This window comes from Streptomyces sp., from assembly GCF_035563135.1.
Lineage (GTDB): Bacteria > Actinomycetota > Actinomycetes > Streptomycetales > Streptomycetaceae > Streptomyces.
On record NZ_DATMVN010000397.1, the window covers coordinates 16,383 to 32,296 of the forward strand.

General features: G+C 70.8%; 12 protein-coding genes, 1 pseudogene and 1 riboswitch. Of the genes and pseudogenes, 1 reads left to right on the forward strand and 12 read right to left on the reverse strand.

All coding sequences use genetic code 11. The annotated features are described in order from the left end of the window. Positions 1-50: 50 nt before the first annotated feature. Positions 51-2,579, forward strand: coding sequence for an ABC transporter permease (locus VN520_RS17320; protein WP_325747829.1), 2,529 nt, complete (start codon positions 51-53; stop codon positions 2,577-2,579). A gap of 61 nt (positions 2,580-2,640) precedes the next feature. On the opposite strand, the gene VN520_RS17325 is transcribed toward VN520_RS17320, so the two are convergent. The 12 genes and pseudogenes from VN520_RS17325 to VN520_RS17380 all read right to left on the reverse strand — a co-directional run. Further along, positions 2,641-3,945: a cyclopropane-fatty-acyl-phospholipid synthase family protein gene (locus VN520_RS17325; RefSeq protein WP_325747830.1), complete on the reverse strand. Its 1,305-nt coding sequence runs from the start codon at positions 3,943-3,945 to the stop codon at positions 2,641-2,643. A gap of 311 nt (positions 3,946-4,256) precedes the next feature. Continuing rightward, entirely contained in the window at positions 4,257-5,660 is a 1,404-nt protein-coding gene (locus tag VN520_RS17330) for an NAD(P)/FAD-dependent oxidoreductase (protein ID WP_325747831.1), read from the reverse strand. Between the two features lie 448 nt (positions 5,661-6,108). Further along, entirely contained in the window at positions 6,109-7,050 is a 942-nt protein-coding gene (locus VN520_RS17335; protein WP_325747832.1) for a Ppx/GppA phosphatase family protein, read from the reverse strand. A gap of 35 nt (positions 7,051-7,085) precedes the next feature. After that, positions 7,086-7,628 (reverse strand): DUF501 domain-containing protein, encoded by a 543-nt coding sequence (locus VN520_RS17340; RefSeq protein ID WP_325747840.1) that lies wholly within the window; start codon positions 7,626-7,628, stop codon positions 7,086-7,088. 99 nt (positions 7,629-7,727) lie between these two features. Next, positions 7,728-8,198 (reverse strand): septum formation initiator family protein, encoded by a 471-nt coding sequence (locus VN520_RS17345; protein WP_325747833.1) that lies wholly within the window; start codon positions 8,196-8,198, stop codon positions 7,728-7,730. A gap of 93 nt (positions 8,199-8,291) precedes the next feature. Then, complete coding sequence (gene eno, locus VN520_RS17350; protein ID WP_325747834.1) at positions 8,292-9,578, reverse strand: phosphopyruvate hydratase; 1,287 nt, start codon at positions 9,576-9,578, stop codon at positions 8,292-8,294. Positions 9,579-9,895: 317 nt separating this feature from the next. Further along, positions 9,896-10,588, reverse strand: coding sequence for a transglycosylase family protein (locus VN520_RS17355; protein WP_325747835.1), 693 nt, complete (start codon positions 10,586-10,588; stop codon positions 9,896-9,898). Then, positions 10,589-10,759, reverse strand: a riboswitch (cyclic di-AMP (ydaO/yuaA leader). A 290-nt stretch (positions 10,760-11,049) separates the two neighbouring features. Then, positions 11,050-12,054 carry a transglycosylase family protein gene (locus VN520_RS17360; RefSeq protein ID WP_325747836.1) on the reverse strand — a complete coding sequence of 335 codons (1,005 nt, stop codon included), beginning with the start codon at positions 12,052-12,054 and terminating at the stop codon, positions 11,050-11,052. 105 nt (positions 12,055-12,159) lie between these two features. Continuing rightward, the gene (locus VN520_RS17365; protein ID WP_325747837.1) at positions 12,160-13,455 is read right to left on the reverse strand and encodes a cytochrome P450; all 1,296 of its coding nucleotides are present in this window, start codon (positions 13,453-13,455) and stop codon (positions 12,160-12,162) included. Next, positions 13,452-14,438, reverse strand: a complete 987-nt coding sequence (locus VN520_RS17370) for a nucleoside triphosphate pyrophosphohydrolase (RefSeq protein ID WP_325747838.1) — start codon at positions 14,436-14,438, stop codon at positions 13,452-13,454. The genes VN520_RS17365 and VN520_RS17370 overlap by 4 nt, the downstream gene beginning before the upstream one ends. Positions 14,439-14,468: 30 nt before the next feature. Further along, entirely contained in the window at positions 14,469-15,125 is a 657-nt protein-coding gene (locus VN520_RS17375; protein WP_325747839.1) for a SurA N-terminal domain-containing protein, read from the reverse strand. A gap of 167 nt (positions 15,126-15,292) precedes the next feature. Continuing rightward, positions 15,293-15,914: pseudogene (locus VN520_RS17380) on the reverse strand (serine/threonine protein kinase); the annotation flags it as partial.

A 15,914-nucleotide genomic window follows, 5' to 3' on the forward strand; every position in this document is an offset into this window, starting at 1 on the left:
GCTGTCCGCCCCTCCCGTCCGCTTCCCGAACTCCCCCAGGAATTGACGACATGTTCCGTACCGCCGTGCGCAATGTCCTTGCGCACAAGGCCAGGCTGCTGATGACCGTGCTCGCCGTGATGCTCGGCGTCGCCTTCGTCTCCGGCACCCTGGTCTTCACCGACACCCTCGGCAACGCCTTCCGCAACCAGTCCGCCAAGAACTACGACAAGGTGGCCGTCGCCGTCACCACCTGGGCCGAGCGCGGCGACGAGGAGACCGCCGCCGTCGACGAGGCCACGCTCAAGAAGATCCAGGACCTCGACGGGGTGGCGGAGGCCACCGGGCGGGTCTCCGGATTCGCCGGTGTCGCCGACACCGACGGCAAGCTCATCGGCAACGGCTGGTCCAACACCGGTTCCAACTTCTTCCCCGGCACCGACGGCAAGGACGCGCAGTACACGTTCACCGACGGCTCGGGCCCGGTGGAGGCCGGGCAGATCGCCCTGGACAGGACCAGTGCCGACAAGGGTGAGTACCGGGTCGGCGAGAAGGTCCGGGTCGCCACCAACGGGCCGGTGAAGGAGTACACCCTCTCCGGTGTCTTCACCACCGAGGACGGCGCCGTGAACGCGGGCGGCAGCCTGGTCCTCTTCGACACCGAGGTCGCCCAGCAGCTCTACCTGCGGCCCGGCGAGTTCAAGGACGTCACCGTGACCGCCGCGGCCGGGGCGTCCGACCAGCGGCTGCTGGACGCCGTGAAGCCCCTCCTCCCCGAGGACGCCGAGGCCAGGACGGGCGCGGCCCTCGCCGACGAGGAGGCCGAGACGACGGAGTCCGGCCTCAAGAGCCTCAACTCGATGCTGCTGGCCTTCGCGGCCATCGCCCTCTTCGTCGGTGTGTTCCTGATCGCCAACACGTTCACCATGCTCATCGCACAGCGCACCAAGGAACTCGCCCTGATGCGCGCCGTCGGCGCCTCCCGCCGGCAGGTCAAGCGGTCCATCCTGTTCGAAGCCGGTGTGGTCGGTCTGATCGCCTCGGTGACCGGTTTCCTGCTCGGCGTCGGCCTCGCCACGGGGCTGCGCTCCGCGATGGGCATGTTCGGCGGGAAGATCCCTGCCGGACCACTGGTCGTCTCGCCCACCGCGGTCGCCTCCGCCTTCGCCGTCGGCGTGCTGATCACCGTGTTCGCCGCCTGGCTGCCCGCCCGTCGCGCCGCCAAGATCCCGCCGGTCGCGGCGATGAGCAGCGTGCACGCGGTGGCCACCACGAAGTCGCTGGTCGTGCGGAACTCGATCGGCGGGGTGCTCACCCTCCTCGGGTCCGCCGCGATCGTCGCCGACGCCGCCCAGGGCGACGAGAACGGCCGGTGGCTCATCGGTGCCGGGGCCTTCCTCGCCCTGACCGGTGTCATCGTGCTGATCCCCCTGCTCTCCCGGCCGGTGATCGCCCTGGTACGCCCGCTGCTGCGGAAGCTGTTCGGGGTCTCCGGCAAGCTGGCCGCGCAGAACGCGGTCCGCAATCCGCGCCGTACCGGAGCCACCGCCTCCGCCCTGGCGATCGGGCTCACCCTGGTCACCGGTATCTCCGTGCTCGGCGTCACACTCGGCCAGGCCATCGACAAGATGACGACGGACAACATCCGGGCCGACTACATGGTCTCGATGGCCAGCGGGGACTCGCTCGACGAGTCGGCTCTCACCGCCCTGCGCAAGGCCGACGGTGTCGCGGCGGCCACCCCCCAGCGGGCCGTCTGGCTCACCGTCGGCAACGGGGGAGTCTCGGCCTCCGGGGTCACCCCGGGCGACGTCGAGAAGGTCTTCGACCTGAAGACGGTCTCCGGCTCGCTGTCCTCCCTGAACGACGGCGAGATCGCCGTCGACCACAGGACCGCGAAGTCGCACGGCTGGAAGACCGGCGACAGCGTGCCCGTGACGTTCATGGACGACAAGAAGGAGAACCTGAAGGTCGGCGCGCTCTACGAGGGCAACGAGTTCCTCTCCCCGGTCCTGGTCCCCGAGGACGTCGTCGCCCCGCACGAGAGCCGCACCGACATCCGTGAGGTCTGGCTGACCATGGACGGCGGCCAGAGCGAGGCCAACGAGCAGGCCGTGGTCGACGCGCTCGGCGTCAACCCGGCGATGAGCGTCATGGACCGCCAGGGCATCCGGGACATGTTCGGCGGGTTCATCAACACGGCACTGAACATCATGTACGCGCTGCTGGCGATGGCCCTGGTCATCGCGGTCCTCGGCGTCGTCAACACGCTGGCCATGTCCGTCTTCGAACGCCAGCAGGAGATCGGCATGCTGCGGGCGATCGGCCTGGACCGCCGCAGGGTCAAGCGCATGATCCGGCTGGAGGCCGTCGTCATCTCGCTCTTCGGAGCGGTGGTCGGCGTGGGCCTCGGCACGTTCCTCGGCTGGGCGGTCGGGAAGAGCCTGTCCGCCTCCATCCCCGGCTACGCCCTGGTCATCCCGTGGGACCGGCTCGCCCTCTTCCTGGTCCTCGCGGGCCTCGTGGGTGTGCTGGCCTCGCTGTGGCCGGCCCGGAGCGGCGCGAAGCTGAACATGCTCACCGCGATCAAGACGGAGTAGCCGTACGACGGGGAAGGGGCGGTACCCGCAGTGCGGGTACCGCCCCTTCCGTGTTCCCGGGTCAGGCGTCCGCGGACGCCGTCCAGGCGCGGGCCCGCAGCGGCATGCCCGCCGCGCCGCCCTCCCCCGGACGCACCGCGAGGATCTGGTCGACGCCGATCCTGTTGTGCTCGAAGGAGAGCGCGGAGGCGGCCATGTAGAGCCGCCACACCCTCGCCCGTCCGGGCGAGGTGGCCCGTACGGCCTCCTTCCAGTTCTTCTCCAGGTTGGCCACCCACTGACGCAGGGTCAGGGCGTAGTGCTCGCGGATCGCCTCGACGTCCCGGGCTTCGAAGCCCGCCTCCTCCAGGGTGGCGACGGTGCGGCCCACCGGGGCGAGCTCCCCGTCGGGGAAGACGTAGGCGTCGATGAAGTCGTCCACGTGGTAGGCCGACTCGTCCTTCTCGGGCCGGCGGGCGATCTGATGGTTGAGGAGCCGGCCGCCGGGCCTGAGGAGTGCGTAGAGGTCGTCGGCGTACTCACGGAAACGGACCGTTCCGACGTGCTCGGCCATGCCGATCGAGGAGATGGCGTCGTACGGCCCGTCCCTGACGTCCCGGTAGTCCTGGACGCGGATCTCGATCCGGTCGGCGAGCCCCTCCTCGGCGATGCGCTTGCGGGCGAAAGCGGCCTGTTCGGCGGAGAGGGTCACTCCGGTGACCCGGGCGCCGTACTCCCGGGCCGCGTGGATGGCCATGGAGCCCCAGCCGCAGCCGACGTCGAGGAGGCGGTCGCCCTCCTTGAGGGCGAGCTTGCGGCAGACGAGGTCGAGCTTGTCGCGCTGGGCGTCCTCCAGGGTGCCGCCGGCCTGCCAGTAGGCGCAGGAGTAGACCATGGACGGGCCGAGGACCATCGCGTAGAAGTCGTTGCCCACGTCGTAGTGGTGGCTGATGGCTTCCTTGTCACGGCGTCTGGTGTGCAGCGGCCCGGTGCGGCGGCGGACCTCCTCGGCCGGCGGGGGCGGCGGCGGCCAGGGCCCGGCCAGTTGGACGAGGCCGGCGGCGAACGCCCGCACCTTCGGGTCGCGGACGGGGTGGACCCTGTCCTTCGCCTCGGCCCCGCGCTCCCAGAGCAGCCCGGCCAGGGCGTCCAGGGCGGCGTACAGATCCCCGTCGACATCGATCTCCCCGGCCACCCAGGCGCGGGCCAGGCCCAGTTCGCCCGGCTTCCAGAGCAGCCGGCGCAGGGCGCGGCGGTGGCGCAGGACGAGGGCGGGGGCACCCGGCGGCCCGGATTCGCTGCCGTCCCAGGCCCGGATGCGGACCGGCAGGGGTTCTCCCAGCAGCTCTTCGGCGAGAGCGGTCAGCCGCGATGCGGCATCGGCCATGGCGCACACCTCCGTGGTGGTGTTTCCGACGTGCCTAAATTCGCATATACGCACCCGAACCGGACCGCGACACCTCGGGGCCACGGCGAGGTACACCGGCGTCAACGCCGCGCGGCGGCCGCGCCATCCCGCTCCGGGGCAACGGAACGGCAAAATACCTGCACTTACCATCTAATGCCGCGGCGGACGGCGTCCGCGCGGCGGGGCGGACACGGCCCGTCGCGGCACCGGTCAGGGGACCGGCTCCGGGAACACCGAAGGGGCCGTCCGCACCACGGATGGCGGACGGCCCCTTCGATGACGTACCCGCGCTAGGAGGCCTTGGCCTTCTCGCCGGTCTTGCTCTTGTCGTCGTCGGCCTTGGCCGCGACCGGCGGGGGGCTCGGCTTGGCGGCCTCGTAGAACTCCTCACGCGGAGTCTCCATGGCGCCGAGCGAGACGACCTCGCGCTTCAGGAACATCGCCAGCGTCCAGTCCGCGAAGATCCGGATCTTACGGTTCCAGGTGGGCATGGCCATGCCGTGGTAGCCACGGTGCATGTACCAGGCGAGACGGCCCTTGAGCTTGATCTTCACCTTGCCCATGACGATCATCGCGACGCCCTTGTGCAGGCCGAGTCCGGCGACCGCACCCTTGTTGGCGTGGCTGTACTCCTTCTGCGGGAAGCCCCGCATGCCGGAGACGACGTTGTCGCCGAGGACCTTGGCCTGGCGCAGCGCGTGCTGGGCGTTCGGCGGGCACCAGGCGTTCGGGTTGCCCGCGCGGCGGCCGACCATGTCCGGCACCTGGGCGTTGTCGCCCGCGGCCCAGATGTAGTCGGTGCCCTGCACCTGGAGCTTCTCGGAGGTGTCCACGTGACCCCGCGGGCCGAGCGGCAGGCCGAAGCGCGCCAGCGCCGGGTTCGGCTTCACGCCGGCCGTCCACACGATCGTGCTGGAGTCGACCTCAAGACCGTTCTTCAGCACCACGTGACCGTCGACGCAGGAGTCCATGGAGGTCGAGAGGTAGACCTCGACACCACGGCTCTCCAGGTGCTCCTTGCCGTACGCGCCCAGCTTCGGACCGACCTCGGGAAGGATCTTGTCGGCGGCGTCGACCAGGATGAAGCGCATGTCCTCGCGCTTCACGCTCGTGTAGTACTTCGCCGCGTCGCGGGCCATGTCCTCGACCTCGCCGATGGTCTCCGCACCGGCGAAGCCGCCGCCCACGAAGACGAACGTCAGCGCCTTGCGGCGGACGTCCTCATCGGTCGTCGAGTCGGCCTTGTCCAGCTGCTCGAGGACGTGGTTGCGCAGACCGATGGACTCCTCGATGCCCTTCATGCCGATGCCCTGCTCGGCGAGGCCGGGGATCGGGAAGGTGCGGGAGATCGCGCCCATCGCGATGACCAGGTAGTCGAAGGGCAGCTCGTAGGCCTCGCCGACGAGCGGCGCGACCGTGGCGACCTTGCGGTCCTGGTCGATGGTCGTGACACGGCCGGTGAGAACCTCTGCCTTGGGCAGCACGCGTCGCAGCGGGACGACGACATGCCGAGGCGAGATGCTGCCGGCAGCAGCTTCGGGGAGGAAGGGCTGGTACGTCATGTACGAGCGCGGGTCGACGACCGTGACGGTCGCCTCTCCATACCGCATCTTCTTCAGAATGCGACGAGCTGCGTACAGGCCTACGTACCCACCGCCTACAACGAGGATCCTGGGACGCTCCGTGGTGCTCATGCCATCGAGTATCCACCCCCCTCGGAGGGCATGCTCGTGAGCCCCTTCACAAGGTATGCGCCACCCTCTGCTACACTTCGCCGCCCACGTGACCCAGGTCATGGTGGGGACGGGGAACCACCGCACCCCGGTGAACGTTGTTCACCACTTGTGAGCTGGCCCTTGTGCCGTCGGCCGGGAGGAACCACCCGTCCGGGACACGCACCCGCCACGCACCCGAAACGCCCCCGCAGCACCGCCCGGAGGACCCGCGGGCGGCCCGTACGGCTCCCCGGGGGCAGAACTTCGCCCAGTGGGGCCGAATTCCTTGTGAAGAAGTTCACGAAGCTTCTCGCGGCGCCCCGCGAAAGACCTCCCCGGACGAGGCCGGAGAGGCCTTCGCAAGCTCAGAGGTGCAGGCGGGAGAGCGTTTGAGCGGCATCTCACCGCGCCTGTGCCGGCCCTGTGATCAGGCCGCCGACCAGGCGATCCCGTCGAGGATGTCGTGCTCACTGACCACGACCTCGCGAGCCCCGGCCCGCTCCATCACCGCGAGCAGGACGAGCACCCCCGAGGTGATCACATCGACCCGGCCCGGGTGCATCGCGGGGATCGCCGCACGCTCCTCGTGCGTCGACGCGAGCAGCCGGGCGGCGATCTCCCGGACCTGCTCCACGGAGACCCGGGAGTGGTGGATCGCCTCGGAGTCGTACTCCTCCAGCCCCAGCACCATCGCGGCGACGGTGGTGACCGTCCCGGCCAGACCGACGAGCGTCGCCGCCGAGGAGATCGGCACGGCCTCCTCGGCCAGGTCCAGGGCGGCGTCGATGTCCGCCCGGATCGCGGCGATCCGCTCGGGCGTGGCCGGGTCCACGACGGCCCCGTCCAGGACCAGGTGACGCTCGGTCATGCGGACACAGCCGATGTCCACGGACCGGGCGGCGCGGACGCGGTCGTCGCCCACGACGAACTCGGTGGAGCCCCCGCCGATGTCCACGACGAGATACGGCTTCTCCAGGCGGTCGCTGCCCACCAGTTCCTTGGTGGCCCCGTCGAAGGAGAACTGCGCCTCCTGGTCACCGGTGATGACCTCGGGCTCCACGCCCAGGATGTCCAGGACGCCCCGGACGAAGGTGTCGCTGTTCTCCGCGTCACGGGAGGCCGACGTGGCGACGAACCGGATCCGCTCGGCGCCGAGCTCCTTGACCACAGCCGCGTACTCCCGACAGGCCTCGAAGGTGCGTTCGAGCGCCTCGGGGGCCAGCCGACCGGACCGGTCGACACCCTGGCCGAGCCGGACGATCCGCATCCGGCGATCGACCTCGGTGAAGCCCCCGGTGGCGGGGTCCACGTCCGCGACGAGCAGACGGATCGAGTTGGTACCGCAGTCGAGGGCGGCAACGCGGGTCATGGGGCTCCTGTGGTTGTACGGGTACCGCGCGGGGGTCAGGACGCGTCGGGTTCGGCGTCGGAGCCGCACGGCGTGACGCACGGGCCCTTCGCCCACCACTCCGGCAGCATCGCGAGGGCCTCGTCGCCCAGCGGGTTCACTCCGGGGCCGGCCGCCAGCGAGTGACCGACCAGGACGTGCAGGCACTTCACCCGGTCCGGCATGCCGCCCGCACTCGGGAAGCCCTCCAGGACCTCGATGGCGTCACGCCGCGCGAGGTAGTCCTCGTGCGCGGCCCGGTAGGCGGCCGCCAGCTCCGGGTCCGTCGTGAGCCGCTCGGTCATCTCCTTCATGACCCCGTTGGCCTCCAGCGTGCCGATCGCGGACGCGGCGCGCGGGCAGGTCAGGTAGTACGTCGTCGGGAACGGCGTGCCGTCCTCCAGACGGGGCTGTGTCTCGACCACGTCCGGGTTGCCGCACGGGCAGCGGTGCGCGATGGCGCGCAGACCGCGCGGCGGCCGGCCGAGCTGCAGCTCGAACGCGGCGATGTCCGCGTCGGTGGGCGTGGTGGGTTCGGTCTGCGGAGGGGGCGTGTCCATGCCTGCCTTGAATGTCATCGGTCGGACTGGGTGGATCGGTGCGGGGAGAGTACTGGAGAGGTCCGGCGCGCGCTCACGGCACCCGGCGCGGAGCCGGGGTCATCCGCGGTCCGCGCTGTCGACGCCGTCCCAGAGGTTCGAGTGCCAGGGCTGTCCCGTCGCCCCCGGCTCGCCCCGGCGCTCCTCGGCCGCGTCCGGGTCGATCACCGTGTAGGCGGTCTCGCCGGGCAGCACGTAGTGGAGGTGCTGGCGCGCGAGGCGACGGATGTACGCGTCGTCCTTGAGCCGCGCCTTCTCGTCACGCAGCTCCTCGGTCCGCTCGCGGGCCTCCTGCGAGAGCCTCTCCTGCTCGGCGATCTGGTCGCGCTGGGAGATGTACTGCCGCATGGGGTATGCGAGGGCCACGACCAGGGAGCAGACGATCAGCGCCAGGAAGGCCGCCCGCCCGGTGAGCCGGGACCGGCGGGCCTGGCGCCGGTTCTGGGACCGGTAGACGCGGGCCGCCGTCTGCTCGCCGAGCAGCCGCAGCCTGGTCGCGGTGGAGAACCGGTCGCGGTCCTTCCCGGCCATGTCTCACGCCTCCCGTTACGCACGTCCGTCCCCGCACACGGTACGGGACCGGATGCGGGGACGGACGGAGGCTGGTGCTCCGGACCCGGGCTGTCAGCCCTCGAAGCGGAACCGCGGGAACGCCGAACGCCCGGCGTAGACCGCGGCGTCGTCGAGGATCTCCTCGATGCGCAGCAGCTGGTTGTACTTGGCGACGCGGTCCGAGCGGGCCGGGGCACCGGTCTTGATCTGACCGCAGTTCACGGCGACGGCGAGGTCGGCGATGGTGACGTCCTCGGTCTCACCGGAACGGTGCGACATCATGCACTTGAAGCCGTTGCGCTGGGCCAGCTCGACGGCGTCCAGGGTCTCGGTCAGCGAACCGATCTGGTTGACCTTGACGAGCAGGGCGTTGGCCGAGCCCTCCTCGATGCCGCGGGCGAGGCGCTCGGGGTTGGTGACGAACAGGTCGTCACCGACGATCTGCACCTTGGAGCCGAGCTTGTCGGTGATGACCTTCCAGCCCGCCCAGTCGTCCTCGTACAGCGGGTCCTCGATGGAGACCAGCGGGTACGCGGAGACGAGCTCCTCGTAGTACTCGGTCATCTCGGCGGCCGAGCGGGACTTGCCCTCGAACTCGTAGACGCCGTCCTTGTAGAACTCGGACGCGGCGACGTCGAGTGCGAGCGCGATGTCGCGGCCCGGGACGTAACCGGCCTCCTTGACGGCCTCGATGATGAGGTCGAGGGCGGCACGGTTGGAGTCGAGGTTGGGGGCGAAGCCGCCCTCGTCACCGAGACCGGTGGACAGGCCCTTGGTCTTCAGGACCTTCTTCAGCGTGTGGTAGATCTCCGCGCCCCAGCGCAGGGCCTCGGAGAAGGACTCGGCGCCGATCGGCGCGATCATGAACTCCTGGATGTCCACGTTGGAGTCGGCGTGCGAGCCGCCGTTCAGGATGTTCATCATCGGAACGGGCAGCAGGTGCGCGTTCGGGCCGCCGAGGTAGCGGAACAGCGGGAGGTCGGACGCCTCGGACGCGGCGTGCGCCACGGCCAGCGAGACACCGAGGATGGCGTTGGCGCCGAGGGAGCCCTTGTTCTCGGTCGCGTCCAGGTCGAACATCGCCTGGTCGATGAGGCGCTGCTCGGTGGCGTCGTAGCCGACGAGCTCCGGGCCGATCTGCTCGATCACGGCGAGGACGGCCTTCTCGACGCCCTTGCCCTGGTAGCGGTTGGGGTCGCCGTCGCGAAGCTCAATGGCCTCGAACGCACCGGTGGAGGCGCCGGACGGAACAGCAGCACGTCCCGTGCTGCCGTCGTCGAGGCCAACCTCGACCTCGACCGTGGGGTTACCCCGGGAGTCGAGGATTTCCCTGGCTACGACGACGTCGATGGACGGCACGAGGCATCTCCTTCTGGGATCTGACACTGGTTGTGCAGGGTCACTGTGGCCTTGCGTCACGAGCCTAACCGGCTCGGCCCGCTCCGTCGGCCGTCCGCCCGTCCCCTGGGACGAAAAAGCACCCAAGAGCTTTCATTACGGGCAAAGCTCCAGAATTCTACTGGACAGTAACCACAAGAACTGAACGCTCGCCCTCCCGGCGAGCCCGCGTTCGGCACTCCGCCGGGGGCGGCCGGACAGACCGCGGCCCGGCGCGCGGGGGGTCAGCACGCCGGGCCGGGCCTCCGGGGCGGAGGAGGGCCCCGGTCTGTTTCCGACTACTTCAGGTGGAGCTGCTGCCCCGGGAAGATCAGGTCGGCCTCGTCGACGATGTCGTCGTTCAGCTCGAACAGCTTCTCCCAGCCGCCCTTGACCTTCTTCGCGTCGGCGATCTTGCCGAGGGTGTCGCCGGCCTTCACCTTGTACTCGCCGTCCCCCTTCTCGACCTTGTCACCGGTCGGGGTGGTGACGGTCTCCTCGGGCGCCGTGCGCTTCTCGCTGCGCGTGGTGGGCTGCTCGGCCTTGCGCTCCGGCGCGGCCTGCGAGGCCGTGTCGCCGCTCTTCGCCGAGCCGGTGTCGACACCCGGGTCCACACCGTCGTTCGTCAGGCCCCCGGCGCCCGCGCAGGCCCAGGCACCCGGGCCCTGCAGGTCGAGGAGCTTCTCGGCGGTGGCTATCTGCTGGTCCTTGCTGGCCAGGTCGGCGCGGGCGGCGTACTGCGTGCCGCCGGCCGCCGCCCAGCTGGACTGCGAGAACTGCAGACCGCCGTAGTAGCCGTTGCCGGTGTTGATGGACCAGTTGCCGCCGGACTCGCACTGGGCGACGGCGTCCCAGGTATCGACGGAGGCCGCGGAGGCGCCGGTGGCACCCATGAGCGGCACGGCGACGGCGGCACCGGTGACACCGGCCAGGGTCGCGATACGGACGGCCTTGGACGGGCGACGGTGCTTGCCCTTGCTGGAAAGCAGCATGGTTCTCCTCACCGACGCCTACGAGGTGAGCTGTCGGGTTCGGGCTGTGAGCTGCCCGGCCTCCCGCACTCGCGGAAGGCTTCACCCCAAGCCGCACCTTCGCCCGTCTTCCGACGGCCGGGTCCGGCACTTACCTGGGTCCCCCGCTCCTGCCTACGGCGCTTTACGCGTCGGTCCCCTTCGGCCGACGGCAGGATTCGGCGTGACGGTCGAAGGTGCCCGCGGTGCGAGCGGTTCCGACCGTAATCACACCCAACCCCTACATTCAAAGGTGGACATAACGGCCAATCAGCACGTAACAATCAAGGGCGCCGGGTCGTTTTCGCAGGTCGGAGCAGATATGGACGGACCGGACGGACGGGGCGCGCCAGTTGAAGCAAAGAGACCCATGTCTCACTTACGCATAAGTGGACATAGGCCTCTGAACTACCCCTGCTTTCGGGGTGTTTTCCCGCTTTTGATCAGTTGGCCGCAGGCTCCGCCAGGACGTCCTGCGCGGCCGCGCCGACGCCGAGCTCCAGGCTCTGGCCGGGAAGGATCAGGTCCGGATCGGATCCCAGCTCGTCCTTGTTCGCCTCGTAGAGCGCGGTCCAGCCGCCGGAGAGCTCCTGCGCGTCGGCGATCGCCCAGAGGTTGTCGCCCTCGCGGACGGTGTACGCCTCCTCCGCGCCCTGACGCGCCCCGGAGTCGCCGCGCGAGGCGTGGCGGCCGGAGTCGCGTCCGTCCTCCAGCTCCGTTCCGGCGCTCGCCTCGGGGGCCGGCGTACCGCGGTGCTTTCCGCTCTTCGCCCCGTCCCCCTTCGGCGCACCGGACGCATCGGACGCGCCGGGCTCCTCGGAGGCTCCGGAGGCTTCGGGGGACGCAGTGGCGGACGGCGACGCGGCGGAGGTGCCGGTGCCGGTGCCGTCGCCCTTGTCCGTCGTGCCGTCGGACACGTTCCCGCGCGCGTCGTCCTTCGCGCCGGAACCGGCCGAGGTGCCGGTGCCGTCCGCCGGATCCGGGGTTTCGGGCGAGGGGGTCCCGGACGGAGTCGCGGTGTCCGAGGGCTCGGCGGACGGCTCCCCGCCCGGGTCCACGCCCGGCAGCGTCCCGTCCAGGGCCAGCCCGGAGATCACGGCGCAGCTGGCCCAGGCCTGCGGGCCCTTGCCCTCCAGCACCTTCTCCGCGACCGCTATCTGCTGCGAACGGCTCGCGAGGTCGGCGCGGGCGGCGTACGCCGTGCCGCCGTAGGCCGACCAGTCGGCCTGCGAGAACTGCAGGCCGCCGTAGTAGCCGTTGCCGAGGTCGGCACTCCACATGCCGCCGCTCTCGCATTCGGCGACCCGGTCCCAGGTCGACGCCTCTGCGGCTTGCGCGCCGCCCGCGCCGAGCAGCGGGATGGCGATGGCCGATCCCGTGACGCCTGCGGCGACGACGATGGCGGGTGCCTGACGAGGGCGACGGTGTCTGCCGGTCGCGGAGCCCATGGGATTGCCTTCCGTGTGACTGACGTGTGACGGGTGAGTCGAACGGTGAACCTAGCCCTACTCGAACGTGTGTCACAAGTCGATGCAGCGGAGATCACGTGAAAGTCACGGAGTTGACGTGGTGTCACTTTCTTCGCCCGGACGCCCGGGAGCGAAGGCCACGGGAAGCGTGCGCAGTCCCCGCATGATGAGCCCGCCACGCCAGCGCAGATCAGCGGGTTCCGCAGCGAGCCGCAGGTCGGGAAGGCGCCTCAGCAGCGTCGCCAGCGCCACCTGTCCCTCCAGCCGGGCCAGCGGTGCCCCCAGGCAGTAGTGGATGCCGTGCCCGTATCCCAGGTGCTGATTGTCACTTCGCGCGAGATCCAGGGTGTCCGCGTCCTGGAACCGCTCCGGGTCCCGGTCGGCTGCGGCGAGCACCACGAGAACGGGGTCCCCCGCCGCGATCTCCTGCCCTCCCAGCGTCACGGGGGCGGTGGCGTAGCGCCAGGTCGCGAGCTCCACCGGCCCGTCGTAGCGCAGCAGCTCCTCGATGCCCGTGGCGAGCAGTTCCGTCTCCCCCGCCGCCAGCGAGCGCTCCAGCCGTTCACGCTGGGAAGGATTGCGCAGCAGGGCGTAGGTGCCGTTGCCGATGAGGTTCACGGTCGTCTCGAAACCGGCGAACAGGAGGATGAAGGCCATGGCGGCGGCCTCGTTCTCACTGAGGTGTTCGCCGTGGTCGCTCGCCCGGATCAGCCCGGAGATCAGGTCGTCGCCGGGATTCTCCCTCTTCCGGTGGATGAGCTCGGCGAGATAGCCGCGCATCTTCTTGACCGACCTGGCCACCCCGCCGCGCGGCCCCCCGCCGTGCCGGATCATCATGCCCGCCCAGTCACGGAAGTCGTCCTGGTCCTCGCGCGGCACACCGAGCAGGTCGCAGATCGCGTAGATGGGGAGGGGGAAGGCGAAGTCATGGATGAGGTCCGCCTTCCCCTCCTCGACGAAGGTGTCGATGAGGCGGTCCGTCAGCTCCTGCACGCGCGGCGCGAACTCCGCGACCCGGCGCGGGGTGAACGCCTTGGACACGAGCCGGCGCAGCCGGGTGTGGTCCGGGGGGTCGATGTTCAGCAGGTGCGTCATCAGCTCCGCCTTGCGCTCCCCCGGGATGCCGGTCTTGCCCTTGGCTTTCGCGGACCCCGCGTGGTGGGCCGGGTCCTTGGAGAGCCGGGTGTCGGCGAGGGCCTGCCTGGCATCGGCGTACCGGGTCACCAGCCACGCCTCGACACCGCTGGGCAGCGCCGTGCGGTGCACGGGGCTGTGCTCGCGGAGCCAGGCGTAGGCGGGGTACGGGTCGGTGGCGAACTCCCAGGTGAAGAGTTCTGGCGCTGCGTCGGGCGCGGGGGCCGTCCCGGGGCTGTCGTTCACCCCTCGACGCTGTCCGGAGCGGCGCCGGACCCCTCCGCCGCCCGGATCGCGTCCCGGTAGGCGCGGGCGGCGGCCCGCAGGGCGGCCTCCGGGTCGGTGCCGTCCTCCTCGGCCCGTACGGCGAGGGCGAGCAGCCGGTAGCCGATCCCGTCGCCCTCGGGGAGCGCGACGTCGAGACCCGCGGCACGGACCCTGCTGCCGAGCTTGGCCGCCAGCGCCAGGCCGGGCTGGCCGAGCGGCACCCCGTCGGTGACCGATGCGCGCTGCTTCTCGATCGCCTTCGTCCGCAGCCAGTGCGCGTGGACGTCCTCCGGGGTCTCGGCGGTCTCGTCGCCGAACACGTGCGGATGCCGGTGGATCAGCTTCTCGACGATCGTGGCCGCGACGTCGTCGATGCCGAACGGCTCCTCCTGGTCCTCCTGCGCGATGCGCGCGTGGAAGACGACCTGGAGCAGTACGTCGCCGAGCTCCTCCCGCAGCTCCTCACGGTCGCCGTCCTCGATGGCCTCGACCAGCTCGTACGCCTCCTCGATGGCGTACTTCGCGAGGCCCTCGTGCGTCTTCTGCGAGCTCCACGGGCATGCGAGCCGGATCCGGTCCATGACCTGGACCAGGTCCAGGAGGCGCGCGCCGGGCAGGTCGTACGAACCGGGCAGCAGCTCCAGGTCCGGCATCCGCACCCGGCCCGAACCGCCGAGCCGGGCCAGGCCGTCGGTGAGCCGCTGATCACCCTCGCCGCCCACCAGCACCACCACGGTCCTGCCGCCCGCGCAGTCGTCCACGAGTTCCTCGGCCGAGGGTGCGGTGTCCTCGACGGCGACGCCCGCTTCCCGCAGGTACGGCAGCTGCGGATGGTCCCGCCCGGCGCACAGCACCCGGTCAGCGGCGTGCAGCGCCTGCCAGGCGGGCCAGGACAGCAGACCGGGGGCGACCCGGTGGCTGGCGGTGAGCAGGACGACACGGCCGGGATCTTCAGCGTTCACGCCCCCGAACCTACCTCCGGGCGGGCGGGGTCAGACGCCGGCCTCGGGCTGCTGCCCCTTCACGGGAGTGATCTGCTTGATCCACGACGCCTTGTAGGTGCTGAGCTGGACCTTCTGGTCGTCCCAGCTGCCGTAGCGCGGATTGACGTCGATGTGCAGTGCCTTCGACGCCTCGGTGAGTGCCTGCCCGACGGCCTGCACCCCGGCGGGGCTCTGCAGATCCGTCCTCAGCGCCTGGGCCAGCTTCTGGAGCTGGACCTCCTGGCGCAGGCTCGCGTCGATCTGGCCGGGCGCCACCCAGCGCTGTTCCAGCATCAGCGTCCGCACCCCCTCGTCACCGCCGGACTGCGCGGCGGCGTCGCTGCGGATCTGCTGGACCTCCTTGCGGCTGACGCTCACCCCCGCGTCCTTCGCGGCACGGTCCAGGACCCGGCCGAAGATGAGGCCGGACAGCTTGACCCGGGCCAGCTGGCCCGACTTCGTCACCAGCTCCTGGGACCGTGCCGAGTCCTGCTGGGCGCTGCGCACATCGGCCGCCTGCGCCTGGAGCGTGGCCACGTCGATCCGGTCCCCGCCCACCACGGCCGCGGCACCGGGGTGGGCCTCGCCGCCACAGGCGGTCAGGAGCGGCGCCGCGACGAGAGTGGCGGCGAAGAGGGCGGGCGCGGTACGACGGCGGCGGTGCAAAGGAGCCTCCCGGGGAGAGTTTGTGCATCAGTGCACAAAGCCTTGCGGTGATCGATGTTAGGCAGTGGACGTGATTCGGGCCACTGCTTCGACCAACGATTTCCGGACCGGTCGGTGTGGGGTCGGGGACGCATCTCCTGGGGCGCGCCCCCCGGCCGTCCTCCGGCCTACACCGAACCGCGTACGTCCTGGTGGTGGGTCAGCTGCCGGCGGAGCTCCGTGGGGAGCGGGTGGTGGGGGCCGTAGACGCGTTCCGTGTCGTACAGGAGTCCCTGCAACTGGGCGCGGCCCGCCGTGTGGTCGCCCATGCCGAGCAGGAGGTGGCCGATCCGGTGGCGGATGTCGAAGGCGCGGCCGGGACCGGAGGCGGTCGCGTAGCCGTTCTCGTAGTAGGGGAGGACGGCGCGGTACTCGACGAGGGCTGCGGCAGCCTCGCCGAGCTGTTCCAGGCACTGGGCGGCGTCGTGACGGAACTGCAGGGTCTGCGGGTCGGCGGGGCCCGCTTCGGCCGCGCGGTCGTCGGCGAGGCGGCGGAGCTCGGGGAGGGCGCGGCGGTACTGGCCGTCGTCCATCAGTGTCGCCGCGTACTGCTTGCGCAGGATCCGTACGACCGGCGAGTGTTCGCCGTGCTCCGCGGCGGCGGCCGGCAGGATTCCCCCGAGGATGTCGACGGCCTGGGTGATGCGGCCCTCGCCGAGGAGGCGTTTGACGTCGTCGACGGCGCGGGCGACGTCCGGTTTCCCGGCTTCGGCGACGGGGGCGGCCGGGGCGGGCTGGGGTGCGGGGGTG

Coding starts and splice junctions, on each gene's coding strand:
- VN520_RS17345 (WP_325747833.1), bottom strand. CDS start 8,198: ATGGCCGGGAAGGACCGCGACCGGTTCTCCACCGCGACCAGGCTGCGG.
- VN520_RS17335 (WP_325747832.1), bottom strand. CDS start 7,050: ATGACCCGCGTTGCCGCCCTCGACTGCGGTACCAACTCGATCCGTCTG.
- VN520_RS17355 (WP_325747835.1), bottom strand. CDS start 10,588: ATGCTGCTTTCCAGCAAGGGCAAGCACCGTCGCCCGTCCAAGGCCGTC.
- VN520_RS17360 (WP_325747836.1), bottom strand. CDS start 12,054: ATGGGCTCCGCGACCGGCAGACACCGTCGCCCTCGTCAGGCACCCGCC.
- VN520_RS17330 (WP_325747831.1), bottom strand. CDS start 5,660: ATGAGCACCACGGAGCGTCCCAGGATCCTCGTTGTAGGCGGTGGGTAC.
- VN520_RS17340 (WP_325747840.1), bottom strand. CDS start 7,628: ATGGACACGCCCCCTCCGCAGACCGAACCCACCACGCCCACCGACGCG.
- VN520_RS17325 (WP_325747830.1), bottom strand. CDS start 3,945: ATGGCCGATGCCGCATCGCGGCTGACCGCTCTCGCCGAAGAGCTGCTG.
- VN520_RS17320 (WP_325747829.1), top strand. CDS start 51: ATGTTCCGTACCGCCGTGCGCAATGTCCTTGCGCACAAGGCCAGGCTG.